Origin of the sequence: Bradyrhizobium sp. (assembly GCF_022844465.1) — a bacterium.
In the GTDB taxonomy this organism is placed as follows: domain Bacteria; phylum Pseudomonadota; class Alphaproteobacteria; order Rhizobiales; family Xanthobacteraceae; genus Bradyrhizobium.
Genome location: NZ_JALHLP010000012.1, coordinates 103,302 through 125,089 on the forward strand (window position 1 = coordinate 103,302; position 21,788 = coordinate 125,089).

Annotated in this window: 26 protein-coding genes and 2 pseudogenes; 10 read left to right on the forward strand and 18 right to left on the reverse strand. The window is 64.0% G+C overall.

Features of this window, described 5'->3' with window-relative positions:
• Positions 1-34: 34 nt before the first annotated feature.
• Positions 35-688, reverse strand: coding sequence for a tetratricopeptide repeat protein (locus tag Q0D31_RS17665; protein WP_291853798.1), 654 nt, complete (start codon positions 686-688; stop codon positions 35-37).
• 240 nt (positions 689-928) lie between these two features.
• Between Q0D31_RS17665 and Q0D31_RS17670 the strand changes: the two genes are divergently transcribed.
• The gene (locus Q0D31_RS17670; protein ID WP_291853800.1) at positions 929-1,777 is read left to right on the forward strand and encodes a hypothetical protein; all 849 of its coding nucleotides are present in this window, start codon (positions 929-931) and stop codon (positions 1,775-1,777) included.
• A 118-nt stretch (positions 1,778-1,895) separates the two neighbouring features.
• Complete coding sequence (locus Q0D31_RS17675; protein WP_291853864.1) at positions 1,896-2,117, forward strand: DUF1330 domain-containing protein; 222 nt, start codon at positions 1,896-1,898, stop codon at positions 2,115-2,117.
• An 18-nt stretch (positions 2,118-2,135) separates the two neighbouring features.
• Here the strand turns inward: Q0D31_RS17675 and Q0D31_RS17680 are convergent, their stop codons facing one another.
• The 5 genes from Q0D31_RS17680 to Q0D31_RS17700 form a co-directional block, all read right to left on the reverse strand.
• Positions 2,136-3,737 carry a class I adenylate-forming enzyme family protein gene (locus tag Q0D31_RS17680; RefSeq protein WP_291853802.1) on the reverse strand — a complete coding sequence of 534 codons (1,602 nt, stop codon included), beginning with the start codon at positions 3,735-3,737 and terminating at the stop codon, positions 2,136-2,138.
• An 11-nt stretch (positions 3,738-3,748) separates the two neighbouring features.
• Positions 3,749-4,570: a 3-methyl-2-oxobutanoate hydroxymethyltransferase gene (gene panB / locus Q0D31_RS17685; RefSeq protein WP_291853804.1), complete on the reverse strand. Its 822-nt coding sequence runs from the start codon at positions 4,568-4,570 to the stop codon at positions 3,749-3,751.
• A gap of 1 nt (position 4,571) precedes the next feature.
• The gene (locus Q0D31_RS17690; RefSeq protein WP_291853806.1) at positions 4,572-5,156 is read right to left on the reverse strand and encodes an NnrU family protein; all 585 of its coding nucleotides are present in this window, start codon (positions 5,154-5,156) and stop codon (positions 4,572-4,574) included.
• A gap of 87 nt (positions 5,157-5,243) precedes the next feature.
• Positions 5,244-5,843: a hypothetical protein gene (locus Q0D31_RS17695; protein WP_291853808.1), complete on the reverse strand. Its 600-nt coding sequence runs from the start codon at positions 5,841-5,843 to the stop codon at positions 5,244-5,246.
• Positions 5,844-6,110: 267 nt separating this feature from the next.
• Complete coding sequence (locus tag Q0D31_RS17700) at positions 6,111-7,730, reverse strand: peptide chain release factor 3 (RefSeq protein ID WP_291853810.1); 1,620 nt, start codon at positions 7,728-7,730, stop codon at positions 6,111-6,113.
• Between the two features lie 157 nt (positions 7,731-7,887).
• Between Q0D31_RS17700 and sugE the strand changes: the two genes are divergently transcribed.
• The gene (gene sugE / locus Q0D31_RS17705; protein ID WP_291853813.1) at positions 7,888-8,202 is read left to right on the forward strand and encodes a quaternary ammonium compound efflux SMR transporter SugE; all 315 of its coding nucleotides are present in this window, start codon (positions 7,888-7,890) and stop codon (positions 8,200-8,202) included.
• 79 nt (positions 8,203-8,281) lie between these two features.
• Here the strand turns inward: sugE and Q0D31_RS17710 are convergent, their stop codons facing one another.
• The 7 genes from Q0D31_RS17710 to Q0D31_RS17740 form a co-directional block, all read right to left on the reverse strand.
• Positions 8,282-9,250: a branched-chain amino acid ABC transporter permease gene (locus tag Q0D31_RS17710; protein WP_291853815.1), complete on the reverse strand. Its 969-nt coding sequence runs from the start codon at positions 9,248-9,250 to the stop codon at positions 8,282-8,284.
• 1 nt (position 9,251) lies between these two features.
• Positions 9,252-10,115, reverse strand: coding sequence for a branched-chain amino acid ABC transporter permease (locus Q0D31_RS17715; RefSeq protein WP_291853818.1), 864 nt, complete (start codon positions 10,113-10,115; stop codon positions 9,252-9,254).
• An 86-nt stretch (positions 10,116-10,201) separates the two neighbouring features.
• On the reverse strand, positions 10,202-11,419 hold the full coding sequence (locus Q0D31_RS17720; protein WP_291853820.1) for an ABC transporter substrate-binding protein: 1,218 nt from the start codon (positions 11,417-11,419) through the stop codon (positions 10,202-10,204).
• A 39-nt stretch (positions 11,420-11,458) separates the two neighbouring features.
• Entirely contained in the window at positions 11,459-12,202 is a 744-nt protein-coding gene (locus tag Q0D31_RS17725) for an ABC transporter ATP-binding protein (protein ID WP_291853823.1), read from the reverse strand.
• A complete protein-coding gene (locus tag Q0D31_RS17730) occupies positions 12,195-12,950 on the reverse strand; it encodes an ABC transporter ATP-binding protein (RefSeq protein ID WP_291853825.1) in 756 nt (251 codons plus the stop codon). Before Q0D31_RS17730 ends, Q0D31_RS17725 begins: the two co-directional genes overlap by 8 nt.
• 268 nt (positions 12,951-13,218) lie before the next feature.
• A complete protein-coding gene (locus Q0D31_RS17735) occupies positions 13,219-13,587 on the reverse strand; it encodes an ArsC family reductase (protein WP_291853827.1) in 369 nt (122 codons plus the stop codon).
• Positions 13,588-13,603: 16 nt separating this feature from the next.
• On the reverse strand, positions 13,604-14,308 hold the full coding sequence (locus Q0D31_RS17740) for a glutathione S-transferase N-terminal domain-containing protein (protein WP_291853829.1): 705 nt from the start codon (positions 14,306-14,308) through the stop codon (positions 13,604-13,606).
• A gap of 78 nt (positions 14,309-14,386) precedes the next feature.
• On the opposite strand from Q0D31_RS17740, the gene Q0D31_RS17745 reads away from it, so the two are divergent.
• Positions 14,387-15,259, forward strand: coding sequence for an SDR family oxidoreductase (locus Q0D31_RS17745; RefSeq protein ID WP_291853831.1), 873 nt, complete (start codon positions 14,387-14,389; stop codon positions 15,257-15,259).
• 25 nt (positions 15,260-15,284) lie between these two features.
• On the opposite strand, the gene Q0D31_RS17750 is transcribed toward Q0D31_RS17745, so the two are convergent.
• Both Q0D31_RS17750 and Q0D31_RS17755 read right to left on the reverse strand, forming a co-directional pair.
• Positions 15,285-17,006, reverse strand: coding sequence for a dihydroxy-acid dehydratase (locus tag Q0D31_RS17750; RefSeq protein WP_291853833.1), 1,722 nt, complete (start codon positions 17,004-17,006; stop codon positions 15,285-15,287).
• 21 nt (positions 17,007-17,027) lie between these two features.
• Positions 17,028-17,378, reverse strand: a complete 351-nt coding sequence (locus Q0D31_RS17755) for a Lin0512 family protein (RefSeq protein ID WP_291853835.1) — start codon at positions 17,376-17,378, stop codon at positions 17,028-17,030.
• Positions 17,379-17,631: 253 nt separating this feature from the next.
• On the opposite strand from Q0D31_RS17755, the gene Q0D31_RS17760 reads away from it, so the two are divergent.
• From Q0D31_RS17760 to Q0D31_RS17780, 5 genes and pseudogenes are all read left to right on the forward strand, one after another.
• Complete coding sequence (locus Q0D31_RS17760) at positions 17,632-17,787, forward strand: hypothetical protein (protein ID WP_291853865.1); 156 nt, start codon at positions 17,632-17,634, stop codon at positions 17,785-17,787.
• Positions 17,718-17,969, forward strand: a pseudogene (locus Q0D31_RS17765) (hypothetical protein); the annotation flags it as partial. The gene Q0D31_RS17760 and the pseudogene Q0D31_RS17765, both read left to right, overlap by 70 nt.
• Before the next feature lie 91 nt (positions 17,970-18,060).
• Positions 18,061-18,336 carry a hypothetical protein gene (locus tag Q0D31_RS17770; protein WP_291853837.1) on the forward strand — a complete coding sequence of 92 codons (276 nt, stop codon included), beginning with the start codon at positions 18,061-18,063 and terminating at the stop codon, positions 18,334-18,336.
• Positions 18,337-18,413: 77 nt separating this feature from the next.
• Complete coding sequence (locus Q0D31_RS17775) at positions 18,414-18,644, forward strand: AbrB/MazE/SpoVT family DNA-binding domain-containing protein (protein WP_291853839.1); 231 nt, start codon at positions 18,414-18,416, stop codon at positions 18,642-18,644.
• Positions 18,634-19,032, forward strand: coding sequence for a PIN domain-containing protein (locus Q0D31_RS17780; RefSeq protein ID WP_291853841.1), 399 nt, complete (start codon positions 18,634-18,636; stop codon positions 19,030-19,032). The genes Q0D31_RS17775 and Q0D31_RS17780 overlap by 11 nt, the downstream gene beginning before the upstream one ends.
• Here the strand turns inward: Q0D31_RS17780 and Q0D31_RS17785 are convergent.
• The gene (locus tag Q0D31_RS17785; RefSeq protein ID WP_291853843.1) at positions 19,029-19,490 is read right to left on the reverse strand and encodes an AAC(3)-I family aminoglycoside N-acetyltransferase; all 462 of its coding nucleotides are present in this window, start codon (positions 19,488-19,490) and stop codon (positions 19,029-19,031) included. The genes Q0D31_RS17780 and Q0D31_RS17785 overlap by 4 nt on opposite strands.
• A pseudogene (locus Q0D31_RS24005) lies at positions 19,481-19,591 on the reverse strand (hypothetical protein); the annotation flags it as partial. The gene Q0D31_RS17785 and the pseudogene Q0D31_RS24005, both read right to left, overlap by 10 nt.
• Before the next feature lie 156 nt (positions 19,592-19,747).
• Between Q0D31_RS24005 and Q0D31_RS17790 the strand changes: the two are divergent.
• Positions 19,748-20,221, forward strand: a complete 474-nt coding sequence (locus Q0D31_RS17790; RefSeq protein ID WP_291853845.1) for a VOC family protein — start codon at positions 19,748-19,750, stop codon at positions 20,219-20,221.
• A gap of 23 nt (positions 20,222-20,244) precedes the next feature.
• On the opposite strand, the gene Q0D31_RS17795 is transcribed toward Q0D31_RS17790, so the two are convergent.
• A complete protein-coding gene (locus Q0D31_RS17795; protein WP_291853846.1) occupies positions 20,245-21,504 on the reverse strand; it encodes a serine hydrolase in 1,260 nt (419 codons plus the stop codon).
• Between the last annotated feature and the right edge of the window lie 284 nt (positions 21,505-21,788).

The window sequence follows — 21,788 nt, forward strand, 5'->3', positions numbered from 1 at the left end:
CCACTCAACTCTGTCTCCGTCAGCTCTTGATCGGTCAGCTCTTGGCGACCGGCGGAAGCAAGGCCTGAAGCGCCTCCGCGCGCGAGCGCAGGCTCGGCGGCGTCTGGCCGTCATTGGCGATCAAATCCAGCCATTGCCGCGTTGCAGAGGCGTCGTTTGCCCGCCAGGCCGACAGCGCCAGCAATTCGCGCGCGGTATGGCGAAAGGTAGCGCCCGGCGCGGCGGCGGCTTCGAGGCGCGCTTTCATATTGGGATAGCTGCTGCTTTCCAGCAGTAACTGAGCGGCACGAATCCGCGCCAGATCCTGTTCGGCCGCGCCGACATTGCGGTCGGCGGCGATTTCGTCGAACAGCTTGGCGGCGGCCTGGGGATCGCGGTTGACCACTTCCGCCGCCATCCGCAGCCGCGCCAGCACGCGGTAACCGGACGGCGCCTTTGCAGCCAGGTCGGCAAAGGCCGCTTCGGCCTCGGCATGCTTGTTGGCTTCGGAAAGCTCCACCGCCTTGTCGAAGGCAGCCCCCGCCTCGGCCGCCTTCTTGCCTTCCAGATACTGATAACCCCGCCAGCCGCCAACCGAGGCGATGATCAGGATCACGACGGCGATGATCAGAAACGAATATTTTTCCCACAGCTTCCTGAGCTGATCGCGACGGACCTCCTCATCAACTTCATTAAATAATTCAGACACTTAAAGCTATCCAATCCCAAGGAGCCGCAAGCGGGCAGCAGCGTCGCGCGCCCGATTCCTGCATCGCCGGGGGGTATCCTAACGATATGGCGCTGGCAAGGCAAAGCTAGGCGGATCAAAGCGTTAATGGTGACGTCGGCCGGCCGGCGAAATCGTTCGACGACGTTGACATGGCGGTTCAAAGTTTGCGTAATCCCGCCCGCCCGACATTTTATCCATTGCTGCTTTCGCAGGTGATTCATGCTTCGCCGCGCCCTGGTTTCGATGCTCGCCATGGGACTGGCATCCCCGCCTGCAGCGGCGCTGGCCGACGACATCAAGCCGAAGCTGCCGGAGACCGCGTTCTCGGGAAAGCTGCGCCCCGACATTCTCGGCATCTCGCCGGAATCGAACGCTGAATCGGCGCGCGCGGTCTTCGACTCGCTGTTCAAGGGCCGCACCGACACCAAGACCGACATCCAGCAACAGAAGCTCGGCAACACCAGCTACGTCGCCGCCATGAATTTCAGCCTGCCTGCGAACCCCAGGCAGAACGGCGAGACGCTGGCGACCAGCTTCTCCTCGCCGGCCAGCGCCAACCGCGCCTATTTCGTCGCGCGCAACCTGACATTCGCGCAGGACCAGCAGCCGTCGAAGGCGGACATGATCAAGGAAGTCATGGGCAAGTACGGTGTTCCCACCATCATCGGCGATCAGCATCTGTATTACATCTATCGCAAAGGCTCGATCGTGTCGGTCGGCGGCAAGTACAAGGACGGTGCGGCATTGCAGGCGATCGACAAGCCGCTCGATCCCAAGGCCGCCGTCAAGCTCAACGGCGAAACCGTCCGCGGCAGCTGCGTGGCGGTCATCAAGCGGGCGCAGACCAAGGCCAAGGACCTGAACGCCATCCTGTCCGAAGCCAAGGGCGCCAATTGCGAGGGGGTGTTGAGCGTGCAACTGGTTCCGGGCGCCTCGCCGGACCGGGTCAGCATCGCCCAATTCACGCTGCTTGACGTCAAACAGGTCATCAGCGCGGCGGCGATCGACAGCGCGTCGGCTGCCGCCGACCAGCAGTCGATGCCCAAGGGCAGCGCGCCTAAGCTGTAAGCACAGAGGTTCTGATTGAATCAGAACCGAAGCCCTGGTTCGCGAGGCAAGGAATGAAGGCGTATTTGGTGCTCGACTTGAAGGTGAATGACTTCGGTGGTTTCAGAAAGTACATGAAATCCCTGCATTCCTCGCAAGACATTCAGGCAAATACATAGTGCAAGGGGTTCAGCCAACGACAATCGAGGGCGACTGGAAACCCGAACGCATGGTCATCATCGAATTTCCAGAGCGCGCGAAGGCAGAAGCATTTCTGGGTGACCCTGAAATTCAGGACCTGTTCAAGGTGCGCCATGAGACGACGACAAGTAAACTGGTGCTCGCCGATGGGTGCACGTGACCAACTGCCTTCCCTCTGTTAGGCCCGCGCCGCCGCCCAGGCGTCGCGCAACTGCCGTTTCATCACCTTGCCGTTGGCATTGCGCGGCAGCGGCTCGGCGGTCAGATCGATGGTTTCCGGCACCTTGTAATCCGACAGCCGCTCGGCGCACCAGGCGCGCAACGCCTCGCCGCTGACCGCGCGACGCGTCACCACGACGGCATGGACGCGCTCGCCCAGCACCGGGCACGGCTTGGCGATGATCGCGCTCTCGACCACATCGGGATGGCCCGAAAGCACCGACTCGACCTCCGCCGAGTAGATCTTCAGGCCGCCGCGGTTGATCATGTCCTTCTGGCGATCGAACACCCGGACGAAATTTTCGGCGTCGATCGAGCCGAGGTCGCCAGAATGCCAGAAGCCCGCCGTGAAACTCTCCGCGGTGGCCTTCGGATTGTTCCAGTAGCCCTTGATGACCGAGCCGCCGTGAATCCAGATTTCGCCGATCTCGCCACGCGGCAGTTCGCGGCCGTCGGCGTCCATCACCGCGATCTGCGCGCCCGGACACGGCAAGCCGACGCTGTCGATATGGCTTGCCGTCAACTCGCCGGGCATCATGGTCGATGGCGAAGTGGTCTCGGTCGCACCGTAGCAGTTGGCGAGTTTCAATCCGGGAATCCGGGCGTCGAGCCTCTCGATGGTGGCGATCGGCATCGGCGCGCCGCCGAAACCGCCGATCCGCCAGCTCGACAGGTCGTAGCTGTCGAAGTCCGGCTGCAGCAGGCAAAGATTGTACATCGCCGGCACCATCACCGTGTAGGTAACGCGCTCGCGCGCCGCGAGCTTCAAATAGGCCGCAGCCTTGAACTCCGCCATGATGATCAGCGCGCCGGCGCAACGGACCATGGTCATGACGTTGGCGACCACGCCGGTGACATGCCCGAGCGGCACGGCGGCGATCGAGCGGTCGGCCGCGGTCAGCTTCAGGCACGACACGAACACCATCGCCGAGTGAATGATGTTGCAATGGGCAAGCATCGCGCCCTTCGGCCGCCCGGTGGTGCCGGAAGTATAGAGGATCATCGCGGTGTCTTCTTCGCCGACCTCGACCGGCGCCGCCAGCGGCGCGTTGTCGGCCAGTTCGGAGAATCGCGATATCAGCGCATCGTCGTCGACGGCGATCCGATGCGTCACGTCGGGGATGTCGCCGCCGTCGGGCAGCCGGTCGGCGAGCCCGGCCTCGTGGATCAACAGCCGCGCTCCGCAATCCGCGAGCACATAGGCGATCTCCGGCTTCTGCTGGCGGGTCGAGAGCAGCACCGTCACAAGGCCGGCATGCGCCGCGCCGAGCATGGTCAGCACGAATTCGATGCGGTTGCCGAGCAGCACCGCGACGCGGTCGCCGCGCTGCAGGCCGAGCTTCCGAAAGCCTGCCGCGATCCGCGCAGACGCCTGCGCAACTTCGCGCCAGCTCATTCGCCTGTCGCCGCAAACCAGCGCCTCGCCCTCCGGATTTGTCGCGACCGCATTGGCCACCATCGCGGAGATGCTTTTGGGCCGGTCGCAGAAGGCCGGCACCACGCGATCACCGAACCGGGGCTCGAGCCGCATCGGCGGAATGGAATGCTGCGACCAGTCCATGGCGCGCCTCTTCAGCTCTTCTTCATCTCGTAAACATGCTCGGGTCCGGGAAATGCGCGCGAGCGCACGTCGGTCGCATAGTCCTGGATCGCAGCCTCGATTGCCGGGCCGAGGTTGCCGTAGCGACGAACGAACTTTGGCGTCCGCGGCGACAGGCCCAGCATGTCCTCCAGCACCAGCACTTGACCGTCGCAGGCCGCGCTGGCGCCGATCCCGATCGTTGGAATGGCAATGGTCTCGGTGATCTTTCGCGCCAGCGGTTCGGCGACGGCCTCGATCACGACCGAGAAGGCGCCGGCTTGCGAGATCGCCTTCGCATCATTCAGGATCGGATCCCAGCTGCCTTCATCACGTCCCTGGGCGCGAAACGAGCCGAGGGTGTTGATCGATTGCGGCGTCAATCCGATATGCCCCATCACGGGCACGCCGCGCTCGGAGAGGAACGCGACGGTGTCCGCCATCCGCGCGCCGCCCTCGAGCTTCACCGCCCCGCAATGGGTTTCCTTCAGAATCCGCACCGCCGAATGAAACGCCTGTTCTTTCGATGCCTCATAGGAACCGAACGGCATATCCACCACGACCAGCGCGTGCTGCGACCCCCGCATCACCGCATGCCCTTGCAGGATCATCATCTCCAGCGTCACCGGCACCGTGGTCTCGAAGCCGTGCATGACGTTGCCGAGGGAGTCGCCGACCAGGATGACGTCGCAATGTCGATCCACCAATGCCGCGGTGTGTGCATGGTAGGCGGTCAGCATCACGATCGGCTCGCCATTCTTGCGAGCGCGGATATCCGGTGCAGTTTTGCGCTTGATGGCCGACTGAACCGACATGTCAGGCTCCAACCACGGCGACGCCGATCGCGGCCGGATGGAACACGAACGCGAGCGCCAGATAGGCGACGACGCCGACCGCGATCGCGAGCAGGTCGTTGCCAAGCCCGCCGACGGGAATCGGCGGCGCGCCGGCGTCGGAACGATGCTTGAGCGAGATGCGGTCGAACACCGCCCAACCGAGGAACGAGCCGAACAGGAGGATCGAGCCGAGATCGCCGTTGGCGAGCAGATGCGAGGCCGCCCACAGCTTGATTCCGGCCAGCATCGGATGCTTCAGGGTGGTGTAGATCCGGCCGCGGAGATAGGAGGCCACCACCAGGATAACCGCGGGCAGCATCAGGGCGATGGCGATATGCTTGAGGAAGGTCGGCGGGTTCCAGACGTCAATCCAGCCGGTCGCGCGGTAAACGCCAAAGCCCCAGATGATCAGCGCCAGGCCGGCAAACGAGGCCAGCATATAGCCGATCTTGTAGCCCGCCTCACCCATCGAGGCGATTACCTGCGCGCGCAGCTTGCGCTGGGTGGGGAGCGTGTGGACGCCGAGGAACACGATCAGGCCCAGGATCAACACCAGCAATCCCACGATGTCCTCCTTGCGCGGGTGATTCTTCCGGAAACCGCGTACCATCTAAACGGTGTGGAGCGCAATGCGCCGGGCGGTCATCAAAGATCACGGCTGCGCCGCTGGCCGGCCTAGATCGCGATTGTCGACGTAGCGGATGGCGATCGGCCGTCCCGCCAGCGCGGAGCCGAGCGCATCGGTGACTTTCAGGGGCACGCAGGCTGCGAGCGAGGCATTGATCGCCTTGAGATAAGCGGCCCTTGTATCCGTCGGGACACCCGCCGTGGCATACGTCACCCGCGGCGTGCCGATGATTTCGCCCGAGCGCTTGAAGCTGAAGCGCACCGACATCTGCATGCCCTCGCGCGCGATGACGGCGGGCGGCGGCGCCCAGCAGGATCGCAGCGCCGCAAACAGGTCGCCGATGGTATCGAGGTCGTGGTCCGGCTTGCGATACTTCGCCGCCTGGTCCCGCGACGGCACGCTTGCGATGGTGAGTTGCAGGTTCTGGCCGTATGGATAGAAGATTTCCGGAATGCAGGGGCCGTCGTTGAACACGCTGCAAAACGTCGGCGTACAGGGCTGGCCATCGAGCACGCTGCAGGGCGCATGCGCAAACGGCGTGGCATCGATCTGGCGCCGCTGCTGGGCGTCGGCGGCGCCCAACCCGCCAATGATGATCAGGCAGACAGTGAAGCGCCGGAACATGCGGCGATCCCTCGGGTACAGTCCCACAACTTGATATCCGGTTTGGCCGGGATCAAGGGGGCAGCGTTCCCCGCGTTCATGGCGGAACATGCATCCACTGGATGCATGAGTGAAGCTTGGTGGAGCCAAAGCCTCAACCGTCGTCCTCCGCGAAAGCGGGGGACCCAGTATTCCAGAGACGGTAGTGATCAACGGAGAAGCCGCGGCGTACTGGGTCCCCCGCTTTCGCGGAGGACGACAGCGAGGGCAAAGGCGAAAGCGCGCCCCTTACGGCTTCTTCTTCACGTCCTTGACGTTGGAGAAGGTGATCCCCTCGGCCCGCTCCCGGGTGTAGCCGAGATAAAACTCGTTTTTGGCCATGAACACGGGATCGCCATCGACGTCGTCGGCGATGCCGGAATTGTTGGCGGCGATGAAGGCCTCGAGTTTCTTGCGGTCGTCGGACGAAACCCATCGTGCGAGCTGGAACTCCGAGACTTCGAATTCCACCGGCAGCGAATATTCGGCCTCGAGCCGCGCCTTCAACACGTCGAGCTGCAGCGGACCGACGACGCCCACCAGCGCCGGCGCCCCGTCGCGCGGCCGGAACACCTGGACCACGCCCTCTTCCGACATCTGCTGCAAAGCTTCCTTCAGCTTCTTGGCCTTCATCGCGTCGGTCAGGCGGACGCGGCGGACGATTTCCGGCGCAAAGCTGGGCACGCCGACGAAGGTGAGGTCCTCGCCCTCGGTCAGGGTATCGCCGATCCGCAAGGTGCCGTGGTTGGGAATGCCGACGACGTCGCCGGCAAACGCTTCGTCGGCTACCGAGCGGTCCTGGGCAAAGAAGAATTGCGGCGCCGACAGCGACATGTTCTTGCCGGTGCGGACCAGCTTCGCCTTCATCCCTCGGCTGAGCTTGCCCGAGCAAAGCCGTGCGAAAGCGATCCGGTCGCGGTGATTCGGATCCATGTTGGCCTGGATCTTGAACACGAAGGCGCTCATGCGCGGTTCGGCCGCCTCGACCTTGCGCAGATTGCTTTCCTGCGCGCGGGGTGCCGGCGCGAACTTGCCGAGTCCTTGCAGCAGGTCGCCGACGCCGAAATTGCGCAGTGCGCTGCCGAAATAGACCGGCGTCAGATGGCCCTCGCGAAACGCCTCCAGTTCGAACGGCTTGCAGGCTTCGGAGACCAGCGCGAGTTCGTCCTTGATCTGGGCAACGTCGAGATTGGGGTTGCGGCCGGCGAGATCGGCGATGTCGATCTGCTGCGCGGCGCCGGTCTTGGCGCCGCCGCCCTCCAGCAACCGCACGCCGCCATTGATGACGTCGTAGGTGCCGAGGAAGTCGCGGCCGCGACCGACCGGCCAGGTCATCGGGGTGGTGTCGAGCGCCAACGTCTTTTCGATCTCGTCCATGAGTTCGAAGGTATCGCGGCTCTCGCGGTCCATCTTGTTGATGAAGGTGATGATCGGGATGTCGCGCAGCCGGCACACCTCGAACAGTTTCCGCGTGCGCGCCTCGATGCCCTTGGCGGCGTCGATCACCATGACCGCGGAATCGACCGCGGTCAGGGTGCGGTAGGTGTCCTCGGAAAAGTCCTCGTGGCCCGGCGTGTCCAGCAGGTTGAAGACGAGGCCTTCGAACTCGAACGTCATCACCGAGGTAACCACCGAGATGCCGCGCTCGCGCTCGATCTTCATCCAGTCGGAACGGGTGTTGCGCCGCTCGCCCTTGGCCTTGACCTGGCCCGCCAGATTGATGGCGCCGCCGAACAGCAGCAGCTTCTCCGTCAGCGTGGTCTTGCCGGCGTCGGGATGCGAAATGATGGCAAACGTCCGCCGCCGCGCCACTTCAATCGAAAGCGGCGACAGGGACGGCGATTCGGACGTGACGGCAAGGTCGGACATGAGGCTCGAGCGTTTGGCAGGGAAAACCGGCTCAATCAAGCGTGATTTGGCGATTGTGACGTAACGGGGCAACCCCATATCCGTCGGGGAATGACGACATTCCCAAGAATACATCTATCCGCAGGGACGACCCTGCCTGAAAACATGGAGGGTCGCGGTGGCGTGGGCGTTTTTGTTTGCGGCAGGTTTGCTTGAGATCGGCTGGGCGATCGGCCTCAAATACACCGAAGGGTTCACGCGGCCTGTACCGTCGGTACTGACGCTCGCGGCGATGGCCGCCAGCATCCTCCTGCTGGGACTGGCCTTGAGATCACTGCCGATCGGAACCGCCTATGCGGTGTGGACCGGCATCGGCGCCGTTGGAACGGCGCTGCTCGGCATCTGGCTGTTCGACGAGCCTGCTACCGCGGCTCGCCTCGCCAGCATCGGGCTGATCGTGTCGGGAATAGTCGGACTGAAGCTGGTCACCTGACCGGCGCATCGGCACCGCCGCTCAACAGGTCCACGCGGCCAAGCGTGCGCGCCCCTGTCGGTAGGCACGATCGTGGGCCTTACAGCGATCGCTTCAAGTAATGCCCGATCTCGCCGACAATGCCGCGGCGGAAGGTCAGCACGCAGGCCACGAAGATCACGCCCTGGATCACCAGCACCCACTGGCCGAAACCGGCGAGATTGTGCTGCATGGCGATAATGACGAAGGCGCCGACGACCGGGCCGAATACGGTTCCGAGGCCGCCGACCAGCGTCATCAGCACGATTTCACCGGACATGGTCCAGTGCACGTCGGTCAGCGAGGCGTTCTGGGCCACGAACACCTTCAGCGAACCGGCAAAGCCCGCGATCGTCCCGGAGAGAATGAAGGCGAGAAGCTTGTACTGGTCGGTCTTGTAGCCCAGCGATACCGCGCGCGGTTCGTTCTCGCGGATCGCTTTCAGGACTTCGCCGAACGGCGAGTTGATGGCGCGAAAGATCAGCAGGAAGCCGCCGAGGAAGCCGGCCAGCACGACGTAATACAGCACGATCGGCTGGGCCAGATTGAAGATCCCAAACAGATAGCCCTGCGGTATGCCCTGGATGCCGTCTTCGCCGTGAGTGAACGGGGCCTGCAGATAGATGAAGTACAAGAGCTGGGACAGCGCCAGCGTGATCATCGAGAAATAGATGCCTTGCCGCCGGATGGAGATGTAGCCGGTCACGACGGAAAGTGCGCCGGAGGCGGCGACGCCGACCAGGATTCCGAGTTCGGGCGTAAATCCCCAGACCTTCAAGGCGTGCGCCGAGCAGTAGCCGGCGGTGCCCAGGAACATGGCATGGCCGAATGACAGCAGGCCGCCATAGCCGATCAGGAGATTGAAGGCGCAGGCGAGCAGTGCGAAGCAGAGCGCCTGCATCACGAAGAATGGATAGATGTCGGTCAACGGCACCAGGCCCAGCAGTACCGCCATGGCGGCGAATACCAGCATCTCGTCGCGCATCGCGCGCGGCGTCACCGGCAGTGTGTCGTCCGTCATCGCGCTCATGTCAGGCCGCCCGTCCGGTCAGTCCCGCCGGCTTTACCAGCAACACCAGCACCATCAGAACGAAAACCACGGTGTTGGAAGCCTCGGGATAAAAATATTTTGTCAGTCCTTCGATCACGCCGAGCGAAAAGCCTGTAATGATGGATCCCAGGATCGAGCCCATGCCGCCGATCACCACCACCGCAAACACCACGATGATCAGGTCCGCGCCCATCAGCGGCCGCACCTGGTTGATCGGCGCCGACAGCACGCCGGCCAGCGCCGCCAGCCCGACGCCGAGTCCGTAGGTCAGCGTGATCATCCGCGGCACATTGATGCCGAAGGCGCGCACCAGCGTCGGGTTTTCGGTGGCGGCGCGCAGATTGGCGCCAAGCCGCGTCTTTTCGATCAGATACCAGGTGGCGAGACACACCACGAGCGAGAACACCACCACCCAGCCGCGATAGATCGGCAGGAACATGAAGCCGAGGTTGATGCCGCCGCGAAGTTCTTCGGGGATCGCATATGGCAGGCCGGACGAGCCGAAGTAGTTCTGGAACACGCCCTGCACGATCAGCGCGATGCCGAAGGTCAAGAGTAATCCGTAGAGATGGTCGAGGCCGGCAAGCCGCTGCAGCATGGTCCGCTCCAGGATCATGCCGAAGATGCCGACCAAGATCGGCGCGATGATCAGCGCCGGCCAGTAACCGATGCCGGCGATATTCAACAGGAAATACGCGCAGAAGGCCCCCATCATGTAGAGCGCGCCATGGGCGAAGTTGATGATGTTGAGCATGCCGAAGATCACGGCCAGCCCCAGGCTGAGCAGCGCGTAGAACGATCCGTTGATCAATCCCACCAGGAGCTGGGCGTAGAGAGCTTGCATCGGTTTCGCACTCGATCTCGTTGTGGCGCAAATCGCGTGGTTACGCGAGGGACGCCCGCCGACACGGATGCCGGCGGGCTTTCAGATTACTTCTTCACCAGCGGACACACGCTTTCCGATAGCGGCCGGAAGGCCTGGTCGGCCGGGGTGGTTCCGATCAGCTTGTAGTAATCCCACGGCCCCTTGGATTCCGCCGGCTTCTTGACTTCGAACAGGTAGGCGGGATGCAGCTTGCGTCCGTCGACGCGGATGGTGCCCTTGCCGAACAGCGGATCGTCGGTCGGCATTTCCTTCATTTTCGCCACCACCTTGACGCCATCACGCGGATTGCCACCCATGGCGTCGATCGTCTTGAAATAGTGGACCAGGCCCGAATACACGCCGGCCTGTACCATCGATGGCATCGCCTTGTTCTTCATGCGCTCGGAGAAGCGCTTGGAGAACGCGCGGGTGCCGTCGTTCAGATCCCAGTAGAAGGTTTCGGTGAAACTCAGGCCCTGCGCCACCTTCAGCCCGAGGGAATGAACGTCGTTGATGAACAGCAGAAGCCCGGCGAGCTTTTGGCCGCCGGCGACGATGCCGAACTCCGACGCCTGCTTGATGGTATTGGTGGTGTCGCCACCGGCATTGGCCATGCCGACGATCTTGGCCTTGGAGGCCTGCGCCTGCAGCAGGAACGAGGAGAAGTCCGAGGAGTTCAGGGGATGCCGGACGGTGCCGAGCACCTTGCCGCCAGACTTGGTCACGACCGCGGCGGTGTCGCGTTCCAGCGCGTGGCCGAACGCATAATCCGCGGTCAGGAAGTACCAGCTGTCGCCGCCGGCCTTCACCAACGCCTGGCCGGTGCTGTTGGCGAGCATATAGGTATCGTAGACCCAGTGAATCGTGTTCGGCGAGCACTTGGCATTGGTGAGGTCCGACGTCGCCGCGCCGGTATTGATCATGACAACGTTCTTTTCCGTCACCAGATTGTTGACCGCCAGTGCAACGCCGGAGTTCAGCACATCCACGAAGATGTCGACCTTGTCGACGTCGATCCATTGCCGCGCGATGGTGGTGGCGATGTCGGGCTTGTTCTGATGGTCGGCGGAAATGATCTCGATCTTCCAGCCCTTGGCCGCAAGCCCGGAATCCTCGACCGCCATCTGCGCTGCCAGCGAAGAGCCGGCGCCGCCGAGGTCGGAGTAAAGTCCGGAATTGTCGGTGAGAACGCCGATCTTGACGTTCTTGTCCTGCGCCAGGGCGCTGCCCGCGGCAAGCGCCAGCGCGGTGCCGAGGAAAAGTGCAGAAATGCGATGTTTCATGTGATCTCCATTCGTCCTGAGTGCAGCCATGGTACCGTGTCAGACACCGAGATAGGTGTGGAGCTTGTCCATATTGGCGGAAAGCTCCGAGTTCGCAAAACCGTCGATGACCTTGCCGTGCTCGACGATGTAGTAGCGGTCGGCCACCGTCGAGGCGAAGCGGAAATTCTGCTCGACGAGCAGGATGGTGAATCCTTCCGATTTCAGCCGCGCGATGGTCTGGCCGATCTGCTGGATGATAACAGGCGCCAGGCCTTCGGTCGGCTCGTCCAGCATCAGAAAACGCGCGCCCGTCCGCAGGATTCGGGCGATCGCCAGCATCTGCTGCTCGCCGCCTGAAAGCTTGGTGCCCTGGCTGTCGAGGCGTTCCTTCAGGTTCGGGAACAAGGTGAAGATCTGGTCGAGCGACAGGCCGCCCGGGCGCACGATCGGCGGCAACAGCAGGTTTTCACGCACGTCCAGGCTCGCGAAAATGCCCCGCTCCTCGGGGCAGAACGCGACGCCCATCCGCGCGATCTTGTCGGACGAGGCACGCGTGATGTCGGTGTCATTGAAACGGATCGAACCGGTGCGCTTCTCGATGATTCCCATCACCGATTTCAGCGTCGTGGTCTTTCCGGCGCCGTTGCGGCCGAGCAAGGTGACGACCTCGCCCGCCTTCACATTGAAGTCGATGCCGTGAAGGATGTGGGATTCGCCGTACCAGGCCTGCAGGTTGGAAACCGAAAGGACCTGCGCGCCCGCCGAGCTGGCGGCGGCTTCGGCCATTTTTCTATCAGCCATGACCGGCCCCCAGATAGGCTTCCTTGACGCGCTCGTCCCTCGACAGTTCGGAATAATTGCCCTCGGCCAGCACCTGACCGCGCGTCAACACCGTGATGATGTCGGACAGGTCGGCCACGACAGAGAGATTATGCTCCACCATCAGGATGGTGTATTTCGCCGAGATGCGCTTGATCAGCGTCGCGATCTTCTCGATATCTTCGTGACTCATGCCGGCCATCGGCTCGTCGAGCAGCATCATTTCGGGGTCGAGCGCCAGCGTCGTCGCGATCTCGAGCGCCCGCTTGCGCCCATAGGGCATCTCGACCGCCGGCGTGTCGGAAAACTCGTTCAAGCCCACGTCGTTCAGCAGTTCGCGGGCGCGACCGTTGAAGCGGTCGAGCACGCTCTTGGAACGCCAGAAATCGAACGAGCTGCCGTGCTGGCGCTGCAGTGCGACCCGAACATTCTCCAGCGCGGTCAGGTGTGGAAACACCGCCGATATCTGGAATGAACGGACCAGCCCGAGGCGCGCCACGTCGGCCGGCGCCATCGCCGTGATGTCCTTTCCCTTGTAGAGGATCTGGCCCGCCGAGGGTTGCAGGAACTTGGTCAGGAGGTTGAAGCAGGTCGTCTTGCCGGCGCCGTTTGGCCCGATCAAAGCGTGAATACTGCCGCGGCGCACCTTGAGAGCGACATCGCGAACGGCAAAGAAACCCGCGAATTCCTTGGTCAATCCGTGGGTTTCGAGAATGAACTCATCAGCCAAACAAACTTCCCCCCGTCAGCCACGATCGCGAAACTGCTCGCGTCTGACCAATTTTCCCTGCTCGGGCAGGCCCTCCCGGACGTCCCTGGTCCCAAGCCTGCCGCCTCCAGACCGGAATATGCCGTCAACGACGTGAATTAGGCAAGGCGGAAAGGTGACGCGGGGGGAGGCCCACGGCGCGCCGGTTCCGCGGCGCCGGGTAGTCCCGGCGCCGCGGTCGGTCCGGCTGGCCGCGAGGGGCCGGACACGCCGCCCTATACGCCGTGTATCAAGCCTTCCGCCCCCGTTTCGACGCCACTTCGCCGGCGTAGATCTCCGGCTTGAAGCCGACCAGCAACTTGCCGCCGAGGTCGAGCACCGGCCGCTTGATCATCGAAGGTTGCGCCAGCATCAAGGCCAGCGCCTTGCGCTCATTCAGGCCCTCTTTATCGCTGTCGGGCAGCTTTCGGAACGTGGTGCCGGCGCGGTTGAGCAGCGTTTCCCAGCCGAGTTCGTCGGACCAACGCTTGAGCTTGTCCGCGGCGATGCCGGCAAGCTTGTAGTCGTGAAAATCGTAGGCCACGCCATGATCGTCGAGCCAGGCGCGCGCCTTCTTCATGGTGTCGCAGTTCTTGATGCCATAGATGGTGATCGTCATCGCCGGGAATGCCTTCTCAGGGTCGCTTCGGAATTTCGAGCCCGCGCTGCACCGCCGGCCGCGCGAGCCCGCGCTCCAGCCATGCAGGCACCTGCTGCAGCGTATCAAACGCAACGAGGTCGCGCGCACCGTAGAAGCCGATCAGGTTGCGAACCCAGCCGAGCATCGAGATGTCGGCGATGGTGTATTCATCGTCCATGAACCACTTCCGGCCCGCGAGCCGCGTCTCCATCACGCCGAGCAGGCGTTTCGACTCGGCGACATAGCGCTCGAGCGGCCGCTTGTCGGCAAACTCCTTGCCGGCGAATTTATGGAAGAAGCCGAGCTGGCCGAACATCGGCCCGACCCCGCCGATCTGGAAGTGCAGCCATTGGATGGTGTGATAACGCCGCGCTGCGTCATGCGGCAGAAGCTTGCCGGTCTTTTCGGCGAGATATTGCAGGATCGCGCCGGACTCGAACAGCGGCAGCGGTTTTCCTCCCGGTCCGTCGGGATCGAGGATCGCGGGGATCTTGCCGTTCGGGTTCAGCGCGAGAAATTCCGACGTTTTCTGATCATCCTTGTTGAAGTCGACCAGGTGCGCCTCGTAGGGCAATCCGATTTCTTCCAGCATGATCGAGACCTTGACGCCGTTCGGCGTCGGCAGCGAATAGAGCTGAAGGCAATCGGGGTGTTTGGCAGGCCAGCGGCGGGTGATCGGGAAGGCCGAGAGATCGGACATACGCTTCGTTCTTTGCTTGGTTATCGTGGCGCGGCTAATGTACGGCCGACGCCGCACATGGCAAGGTCTACGGCTATCATGACTGATCAACCACCGTCGGCGAAGCCCGGCCTGACCGACGCGGATTTCGCGGTTCATCCGACCGTGTTCGCGGCCGATGCGCTGAAGGACCAGGTCGTCGTCATATCGGGCGGCGCCGGCGGCATCGGACGGGCGATCGCCTGGCTGGTCGCGCGGCTCGGCGCGCATGTCGTGGTGGTCGGCCGCGACCGCGGCAGGCTCGACGCGCTCGTCACCCAACTGGCCGGCCGCGGCCTGAAGGCCTCCGCGCACACCGCCGACATCCGGGAGCCCGAGGCGGTCAACGCCCTGTTCGACGCCGTCTGGGCCGCGCATGGCCGCATCGACAGCCTCGTCAACAGCGCCGGCGGACAGTTTCCGCAGGCGGCGATCGATTTCTCGGTGAAGGGCTGGAACGCCGTCATCAACACCAACCTCAACGGCACCTGGTACATGATGCAGGCCGCCGCGCAGCGCTGGCGTGAGCACGAGCATCCCGGCAGCATCGTCAACATCGTCGTCGTCACGACGCACGGCCTCTATGGCATCGCCCACAGCATCGCCGCGCGCAGCGGCGTGATCGGGCTGTCGCGCGCGGTCGCGGTCGAATGGGCGCCGCTGAACATCCGCGTCAACTGCGTCGCGCCCGGCGTGGTCGAGACCGAGGGCTGGAACGTCTACTCGGCGGAAGCCCGCGCCGCCTACCCGCGCGCCAATCCGATGATGCGGGTCGGCTCGCCCTGGGACGTCGCGGAGGCCAGCGTGTTCCTCGCCGGTCCCTCGGCCAGATTCGTCACCGGCGAAACGCTGACGGTCGATGGCGGCGGCCAGCTCTGGGGCGAGACCTGGACCACGGGCAAGCCGGCGTATTTTGGCGGCGACCAAAGCTGACCCCGCGCAACCGCCTTCTCCCCGTTCAAAGCACGCAGCCGTAATGCGCCGAGGAGACCAGGCGGATGTACTTGTCATGCACCGAGCCCGGACGCACCGCGGCGAGCCGCGCCGGCGCACGCCAATCGGCCATGCGCCTGGCGATCTCCTCGGCCGGGACCTCCAGCGTCACGGTGCGGGCCGGCGGGTCGATCACGATGCTGTCGCCGTCGCGGACGGCGGCGATCGGACCGCCGCGCGCGGCTTCCGGCGAGACATGGCCGATCAGGATGCCGTGCGAAACGCCGGAAAAACGGCCGTCGGTGATCAGCGCGACGTCTTCGGCGAGGCCCCGCCCCTGCAGCTGGATCGTCAGCATCACCATTTCGGGCATGCCGGGCCCGCCGACGGGACCGACATTGCGCACCACGATGACGTTGCCCGGCACGATCTCGCCGGCGCGGATCGCCGCCATCGTCGCGGCCTCGGACTCGAACACCCGCGCGGTGCCGCGGAACAGGCCTTTCTCCAGCGTCTTGCCCGACAGCTTGAGCACGCAGCTTTCCGGCGCCAGATTGCCCTTCAGCACGCTGATGTGATTGTTCGCCGGCGCGATCGGCTTTCCCACCGGGAATACGATCTCCTGGCGCCCGATCTGTTCCAGCGACGGGACGCCAGCGAGATTCTCCGCCAGCGTCTTGCCGGTGACCGTCATGACGTCGCCATGCAGCAGGCCGGCGCGGAGCAGCTCCTTCATCACCACGGGCACGCCGCCGATCGCATGCAGGCTGCCCATCGCGAACGACCCGTGCGGCTGCAGGTTGACCAGCAGCGGGACGCGCTCGCCGACCGCCTGGATGCGTTCGATGGTGATCGGCACCTCCGCCTCGCGGGCGACCGCCAGCAGATGCAGATACATGTTGGTCGAGCCGCCCATTGCGTAGACGGTGGTGATCGCGTTCTCAAAGGCGCGCTCGGTCATGATGTCGCGCGGGCGGATGCCGGCCTGCATCAACCCGTACAGCGCATCGACCGAGGCGCGGGCCTGCGCCCGGACCTCGGCGTGAATGTCGCTGCCGGCGTCGTAGTCGGCCGGATGCGAGGCGCCGCGCGGCAGCATCATGCCGATCGCTTCGGCGATCGTGCTCATGGTGTTGGCGGTGAACATCGCGCCGCAGGTGCCGCTGCCGGGCATCACGTTGCGCTCGACTTCCAGCAGTTCCTCGCCGGAAAGCCGGCCGGATTCGTTGGCGGCACGGGCCTCGGCGTAATCCATGATGGTCAGATTGTTGCCCTTTGCCGCCCACGCCCCGAACGAGACGCGGCCCGGCGTGCTGGTGCCGGGATAGAGCACGAGGCCGAAGGCGTTGGTGCGCGCCAGCGGCATCAGCGCCGCCGCGCCGGTCTTGTCGCAGCCGGAGATCACGATCATGGCGTCGCCATGATGGGCGAAGTGGCCAATCTCGAAGCAGTCGGCGACGACGTCACGCGAGACGAGGCTGTAGCCCGCGGTCGGCGTTCCCTGCGTCAGCGCGTCCGATACCGCCGGCGCACCCACGACCAGCCCCTGCCCGCCACGCTCGGCGAGAATCTCGACCAGGAGATCGGCGATGGTGCGCACGCGGTTGTTGCAGCGATGGGCGTTGGTCCAGGCGCTGGCAATCGTCACCACCGCATTGGTCCTGGCGGCGCGGTCCGGATCGAATCCGGCGGCGCGCAGTTCGACCCGCGCCCGCTTCCAATAGGTGCTGCTGTCCTGCGTCGTCATGCGATGCTCCTGCCGGGAGGGTTAGCGGGTCGCGCCATCGTCGAAACTGACGATAACGGCGGCGTTGGCGATGATGATGGAATCGCCGCCGGTTTCCGCCGGCACCTCGAGCCCTCCCTTCACCGCCTTCACGGTGACGGTGCCGTACGGCAGCTCCCTGGCGACTTCAGCGACATCGACGCCGCTCGGCTCAGGCACGGCGACGATGACCTCGACGAACATGTCTTGTGCGGTCTTGCCCAGCATCCGGAAGAAGCCGAGGCTGGAATGGCGGATGGCGTCGGACACCGCGCGCCTGGCAGCCTTGGTGGCGTCGCGTCCGTGAACGTCGACCCCCATGCCCATTTCGGTGATGCAGCGCACGCGTGCCATGGCGGGTTTCCTTGGGGCTTCCTGTTGTCGTTGGCGTGGGGACGCCCTGAAGCGGGGCCCGTTCTTTCAATCGTCGCTTGCAGACGCCGCGTCAAGTCACAGCACGGCACAGCAAACGCGCGAATAACCCTCACGGCATCAGATGCCGCACCACGAGATCACGGTGATCCACGTCAAGGATGGGCATCGCGGCTTCCGGCAGAAGTTCTCCTGATCGTGCGCGCGAGAGTTTGCGCTTCAAGGAAGCGCAATCATGCCGAGGATGAAGGCCGCCATCTTTGTCGAGCCGGGCCGGATCGTTCTTGACGACAAGCCGATTCCCGATGTCGATCCCCTTGAGCCGGCCTTGGCGACCACAGCATCGTCACCACGCTGTGCCCGTGAGGCAAGAAGCGGATGCGGCGGCTGATGAGCGTGATCGCCTCCGGCCGCGCCGATCTGAAGCCGCCGGTGACGCATCGCTTCAAGCTCGACGACATCGTCAATGCCTACGAGCTGTTCGCCAACCAGCGCGACGGCGTGCTGAAGGTGGCGATCACGCCGCAAGCGCGCGGGCTCTGGGAACGCGACACGATCAAATCCATGGCCTGACGGCGGATTTTCATTGTGATGAACGTCACAGTTGCGGCCGCGCGATCGGAGCAGAGTGTGCGCATCAGAGATCGAACCAATGGAGCCGAACATGAGCGCGACCTTCACCAACACCCTCCGCCGGGCCGCCTTGCTGCTGGCCTTCGCCGGCTCGTTTTCGGCCCTTTCGTCCAGCGCCGGCCTTGCCTTCAGCTCCGAAGCGCAGCAGCAATGCACCGGCGACGCATTCCGCCTCTGCAGCTCGGAAATTCCCAACATTCCGAAGATCACGGCCTGCATGATCAAGCAGCGCGCCAATTTGAGCGCCGGCTGCCGGAGCGTGATGGACCGCGATGCCGCGAAATCCACCAAGGTGGCGGCGCAGTAGGTTCAGGCGGCGGCTTGACCGTTTTTCTCGATTGATATACATTAGAAATTATGTATATCAATTGACGGAGAGCCGGCATGCAGGTCGCCAAATGGGGAAACAGCCTCGCGGTTCGCCTTCCCGCCATTGTGGTCGAAGCGCTCGGATTGAAGGAAGGCGACGAGATCGAAATCCACGTCGCGGGCGAGCGACAGTTCGGCGTGGCGCGCAAGCCCGGCCGCGACGAGCTGCTGAAACGCCTTCGTGCCTTCCGGGGCCGTCTCCCTGCCGATTTCAAGTTCGACAGGGACGAGGCGAATGCCCGCTAGCTTTTTCGACACCAACGTTCTGGTTTATCTCGCTTCCGGCGACGCCGCGAAAGCAGATCGGGTGGAGGCGACCATCGCCGGCGGCGGCTCCATCAGCGTTCAAGTCCTGAACGAGCTTGCCAGTGTCGCGCGCCGGAAAATGCAGATGTCCTGGGGCGAGACGCATGCTTTCCTGGATGCGTTGCGCGGCACCCTCAAGGTTCACCCCCTCACCGCCGAGACCCACCAAACCGGACTTCGGCTGGCCGAGCGATATGGCCTTTCGATCTACGACTCCATGATCGCCGCGTCGGCGCTGAATGCGGGCTGCGACACGCTCTGGTCGGAGGACATGCAGCATGGCATGACGCTCGACGAAGGCCTGCAGATCGTCAATCCGTTTCGCTAGGCCTTGCCCCCGACCGCGATGTCGAAATGCATCACGTCCTCGCGCGTGCCGAGCTTGGTGTAGAGCGCAATCGCCGGCTCGTCGCCGTAGTCGGCCTGCACATAGACCACCCAGGCGCCCCGCTCCCGGGCAATCGTGCGAAGCCGGGCGACGAGCGCGGTGGCGATCCCCTGCCGGCGCTGGCTTTCGGCGACGGCGAGATCATAGATGTAGATCTCGCTGCGCGCCTGTTCGAGCTTGGGCAGTTCGTAGGCGACAAGCCCGCCGCTGAGACTTCCGTCGGCGGCTTCAGCCACCAGCACGATCACCGCCGGGTTGGCCAGCTGCGCTTCGAGATAGAAGCCGGCGGGCGGGTTGGAAGCATAGTGTTCAGTGTCGTCGAACGCCTCGGCAAACAGCGCGTTCAGGCGGCGCATCTTCGCGCCGTCGGCGGCTCCGAGGCGGCTGATCATTCCCATTCGATTGTCTCCAGAGATTTTGAGGCGACGCCATACACCACCCGGTTGACGCCCTTCAACCCGTTGATGAGCCGGGTCGCGGTTTCACCTGGAACTTTCATACCGAGAGAATAGAGGTGCGGCCGTCGCCATGACGCCCGCGGTCTTGACCGGCACGCCGCTTTGCCTTGACGAAAAATATTCTTCCTTGATGTCGGAGCCGACGCCGTTCGATCGTCCTTTGCCAGGAACCCAGCGCTAAACCGAGGAGAGCCATGATGCACAAGAACACGATCTGCCTATGGTACAATCATGACGCCGAAGAGGCTGCGCGGTTCTACGCCGACACCTTTCCCGACAGCACGGTCGTCGCGGTTCACAAGGCACCGTCCGACTATCCGGGCGGCAAGGCCGGCGACGTCCTGACGGTGCAGTTCACGGTATGCGGCGTACCCTGCATCGGTCTCAACGGCGGCGACGTCTTCAAGCACAGCGAGGCGTTCTCGTTCCAGATCGCCACCGACGACCAGGCGGAGACCGACCGCTACTGGAACGCGATCGTCGGCAACGGCGGCACGGAAAGCGCGTGCGGCTGGTGCAAGGACAGATGGGGCCTGTCGTGGCAGATCACCCCGCGCGTCCTGACCGAGGCGATGGCGGAGGGAGGCGACGTGGCCAAGCGCGCGTTCGCGGCGATGATGACGATGCAGAAGATCGACGTCGCGAAGATCGAGGCCGCGGTGCGGGGATAGAGACAGGCATCTTGGCGGGGGCATCAGCCCCCCGCCATGAGGTCCTTTGCCAGCGCCATGTAGGCCGGCAGCGTCACGGGATCGTTGGCGGCGTTGCCGGCGGCCGGGTGCGAGGCATAGCGGGCGATCACCATCTCGGCTTTCGGGTCGATGTAGATGCCCTGCCCGTGAACGCCGCGCGCCATGTAGGCGCCGTGCGCATTGTGCGTGATCCACCATTGATTGCGGTACGACGCGCCGGGCAAGGTGGTGTACCCCGCCGGCTTGAACTTTGCGGGATCGCCGCCGCGGGCGATGTCCTCTACCATCTGGGACGGCACGATCTGGCGGCCGTTGAACCGGCCGTGATTGCGGATGGCTTCGCCGAAGCGGGCGAGATCGCGCAGGCAGGTCGAAAGCCCGCCGCCGCCGCTTTCGGTGCCGATGCGGTCGACGTGATAATGCGCGTCCTCCTCCGCCCCCATCGGAATCCAGATCCGCTCGGATAAGAGATCGGACAGCGTCATGCCGCTCGCCCGCCGGCAGATAAAGGCCAGCACGTCGGAATTGACGGTCTTGTAGGAGAAGGCCTTGCCGTGCTCGCCCTGCTTCTTCTGCGCGCACAGGAAATCGAAAATGTCGGTGGCGCCTTCATAGCCCGGCTCGATCGGCGCCATGCCGTTCGCCCGTCGCAGCCCGAACACGCCGGAATTCCTGTCGGTATAAACTTCCGTGTATTCGAGGCCGGTGGTCATATCCATCGCCTCGTGCACGCGCGCGTCGCCGAACGCGCTCGCCTTCAGCTCCGGGACATAGTCCGTGACCGGCGCCTGCGGATCGATCTTGCCTTCCGCCACCAGAATGCCGGCGAGCGTGCCGGTGAACGATTTCGTCACTGACATCGAGATGTGCGGCTTGTGCGGCTTCAGCGCGCCGAAATAGCGCTCGTAGATCAGCTTGCCCCGGTGCAGCACGGCGACGCCGTCGGCATAGGTCTCCTCGAGCATGCGCGCAAACGTCATCGGCCGCCCGTCCATGGTGACCGATGCGGACGCGCCGATGTCATGCTCCTGGCGCGGCAATACCGACGCGGGCCCTGCCCCGCGCCAGACATTCACGGTCGGCACCAGCTGGCGGATATTGCTCCAGGCCCAGCGGAGTTCGGGGAAGCTGCGGAACGATCCGTCATGGAAGGTGATGGTCTTGTCCGGCGGCGGCGGAAAGCCCTGCATGAAGCCGAGGGTTTCCGGATCGGTGTCGGCTGCGGTCGGAGTGTGTTGATTTGGGGCGGTCGCGACGGACATGAAGGGTGGCTCCGGGGGATGATGGGAAATCCTAACACGGAGCGGCGGGGGTATGCAGCTGACGTTCCAGCAAGAGTGACCGGCGCGGTGGACGGTTGTAGCAGCAACATGCGGGAGCAGTCCCGGGTATCGCGGCGTCGTGCGTGCTACGCTAGCTGGCCGGATATTTGCAGCAGCGACTTCCGCCCGTCCCTTGCCATTTCTATCCCTGAGCCAACACCCACAAACCAACCGGTAGGACGGATTGTTTCCATAGGGCTGCCGGCCCCTACTCCCACTCGATT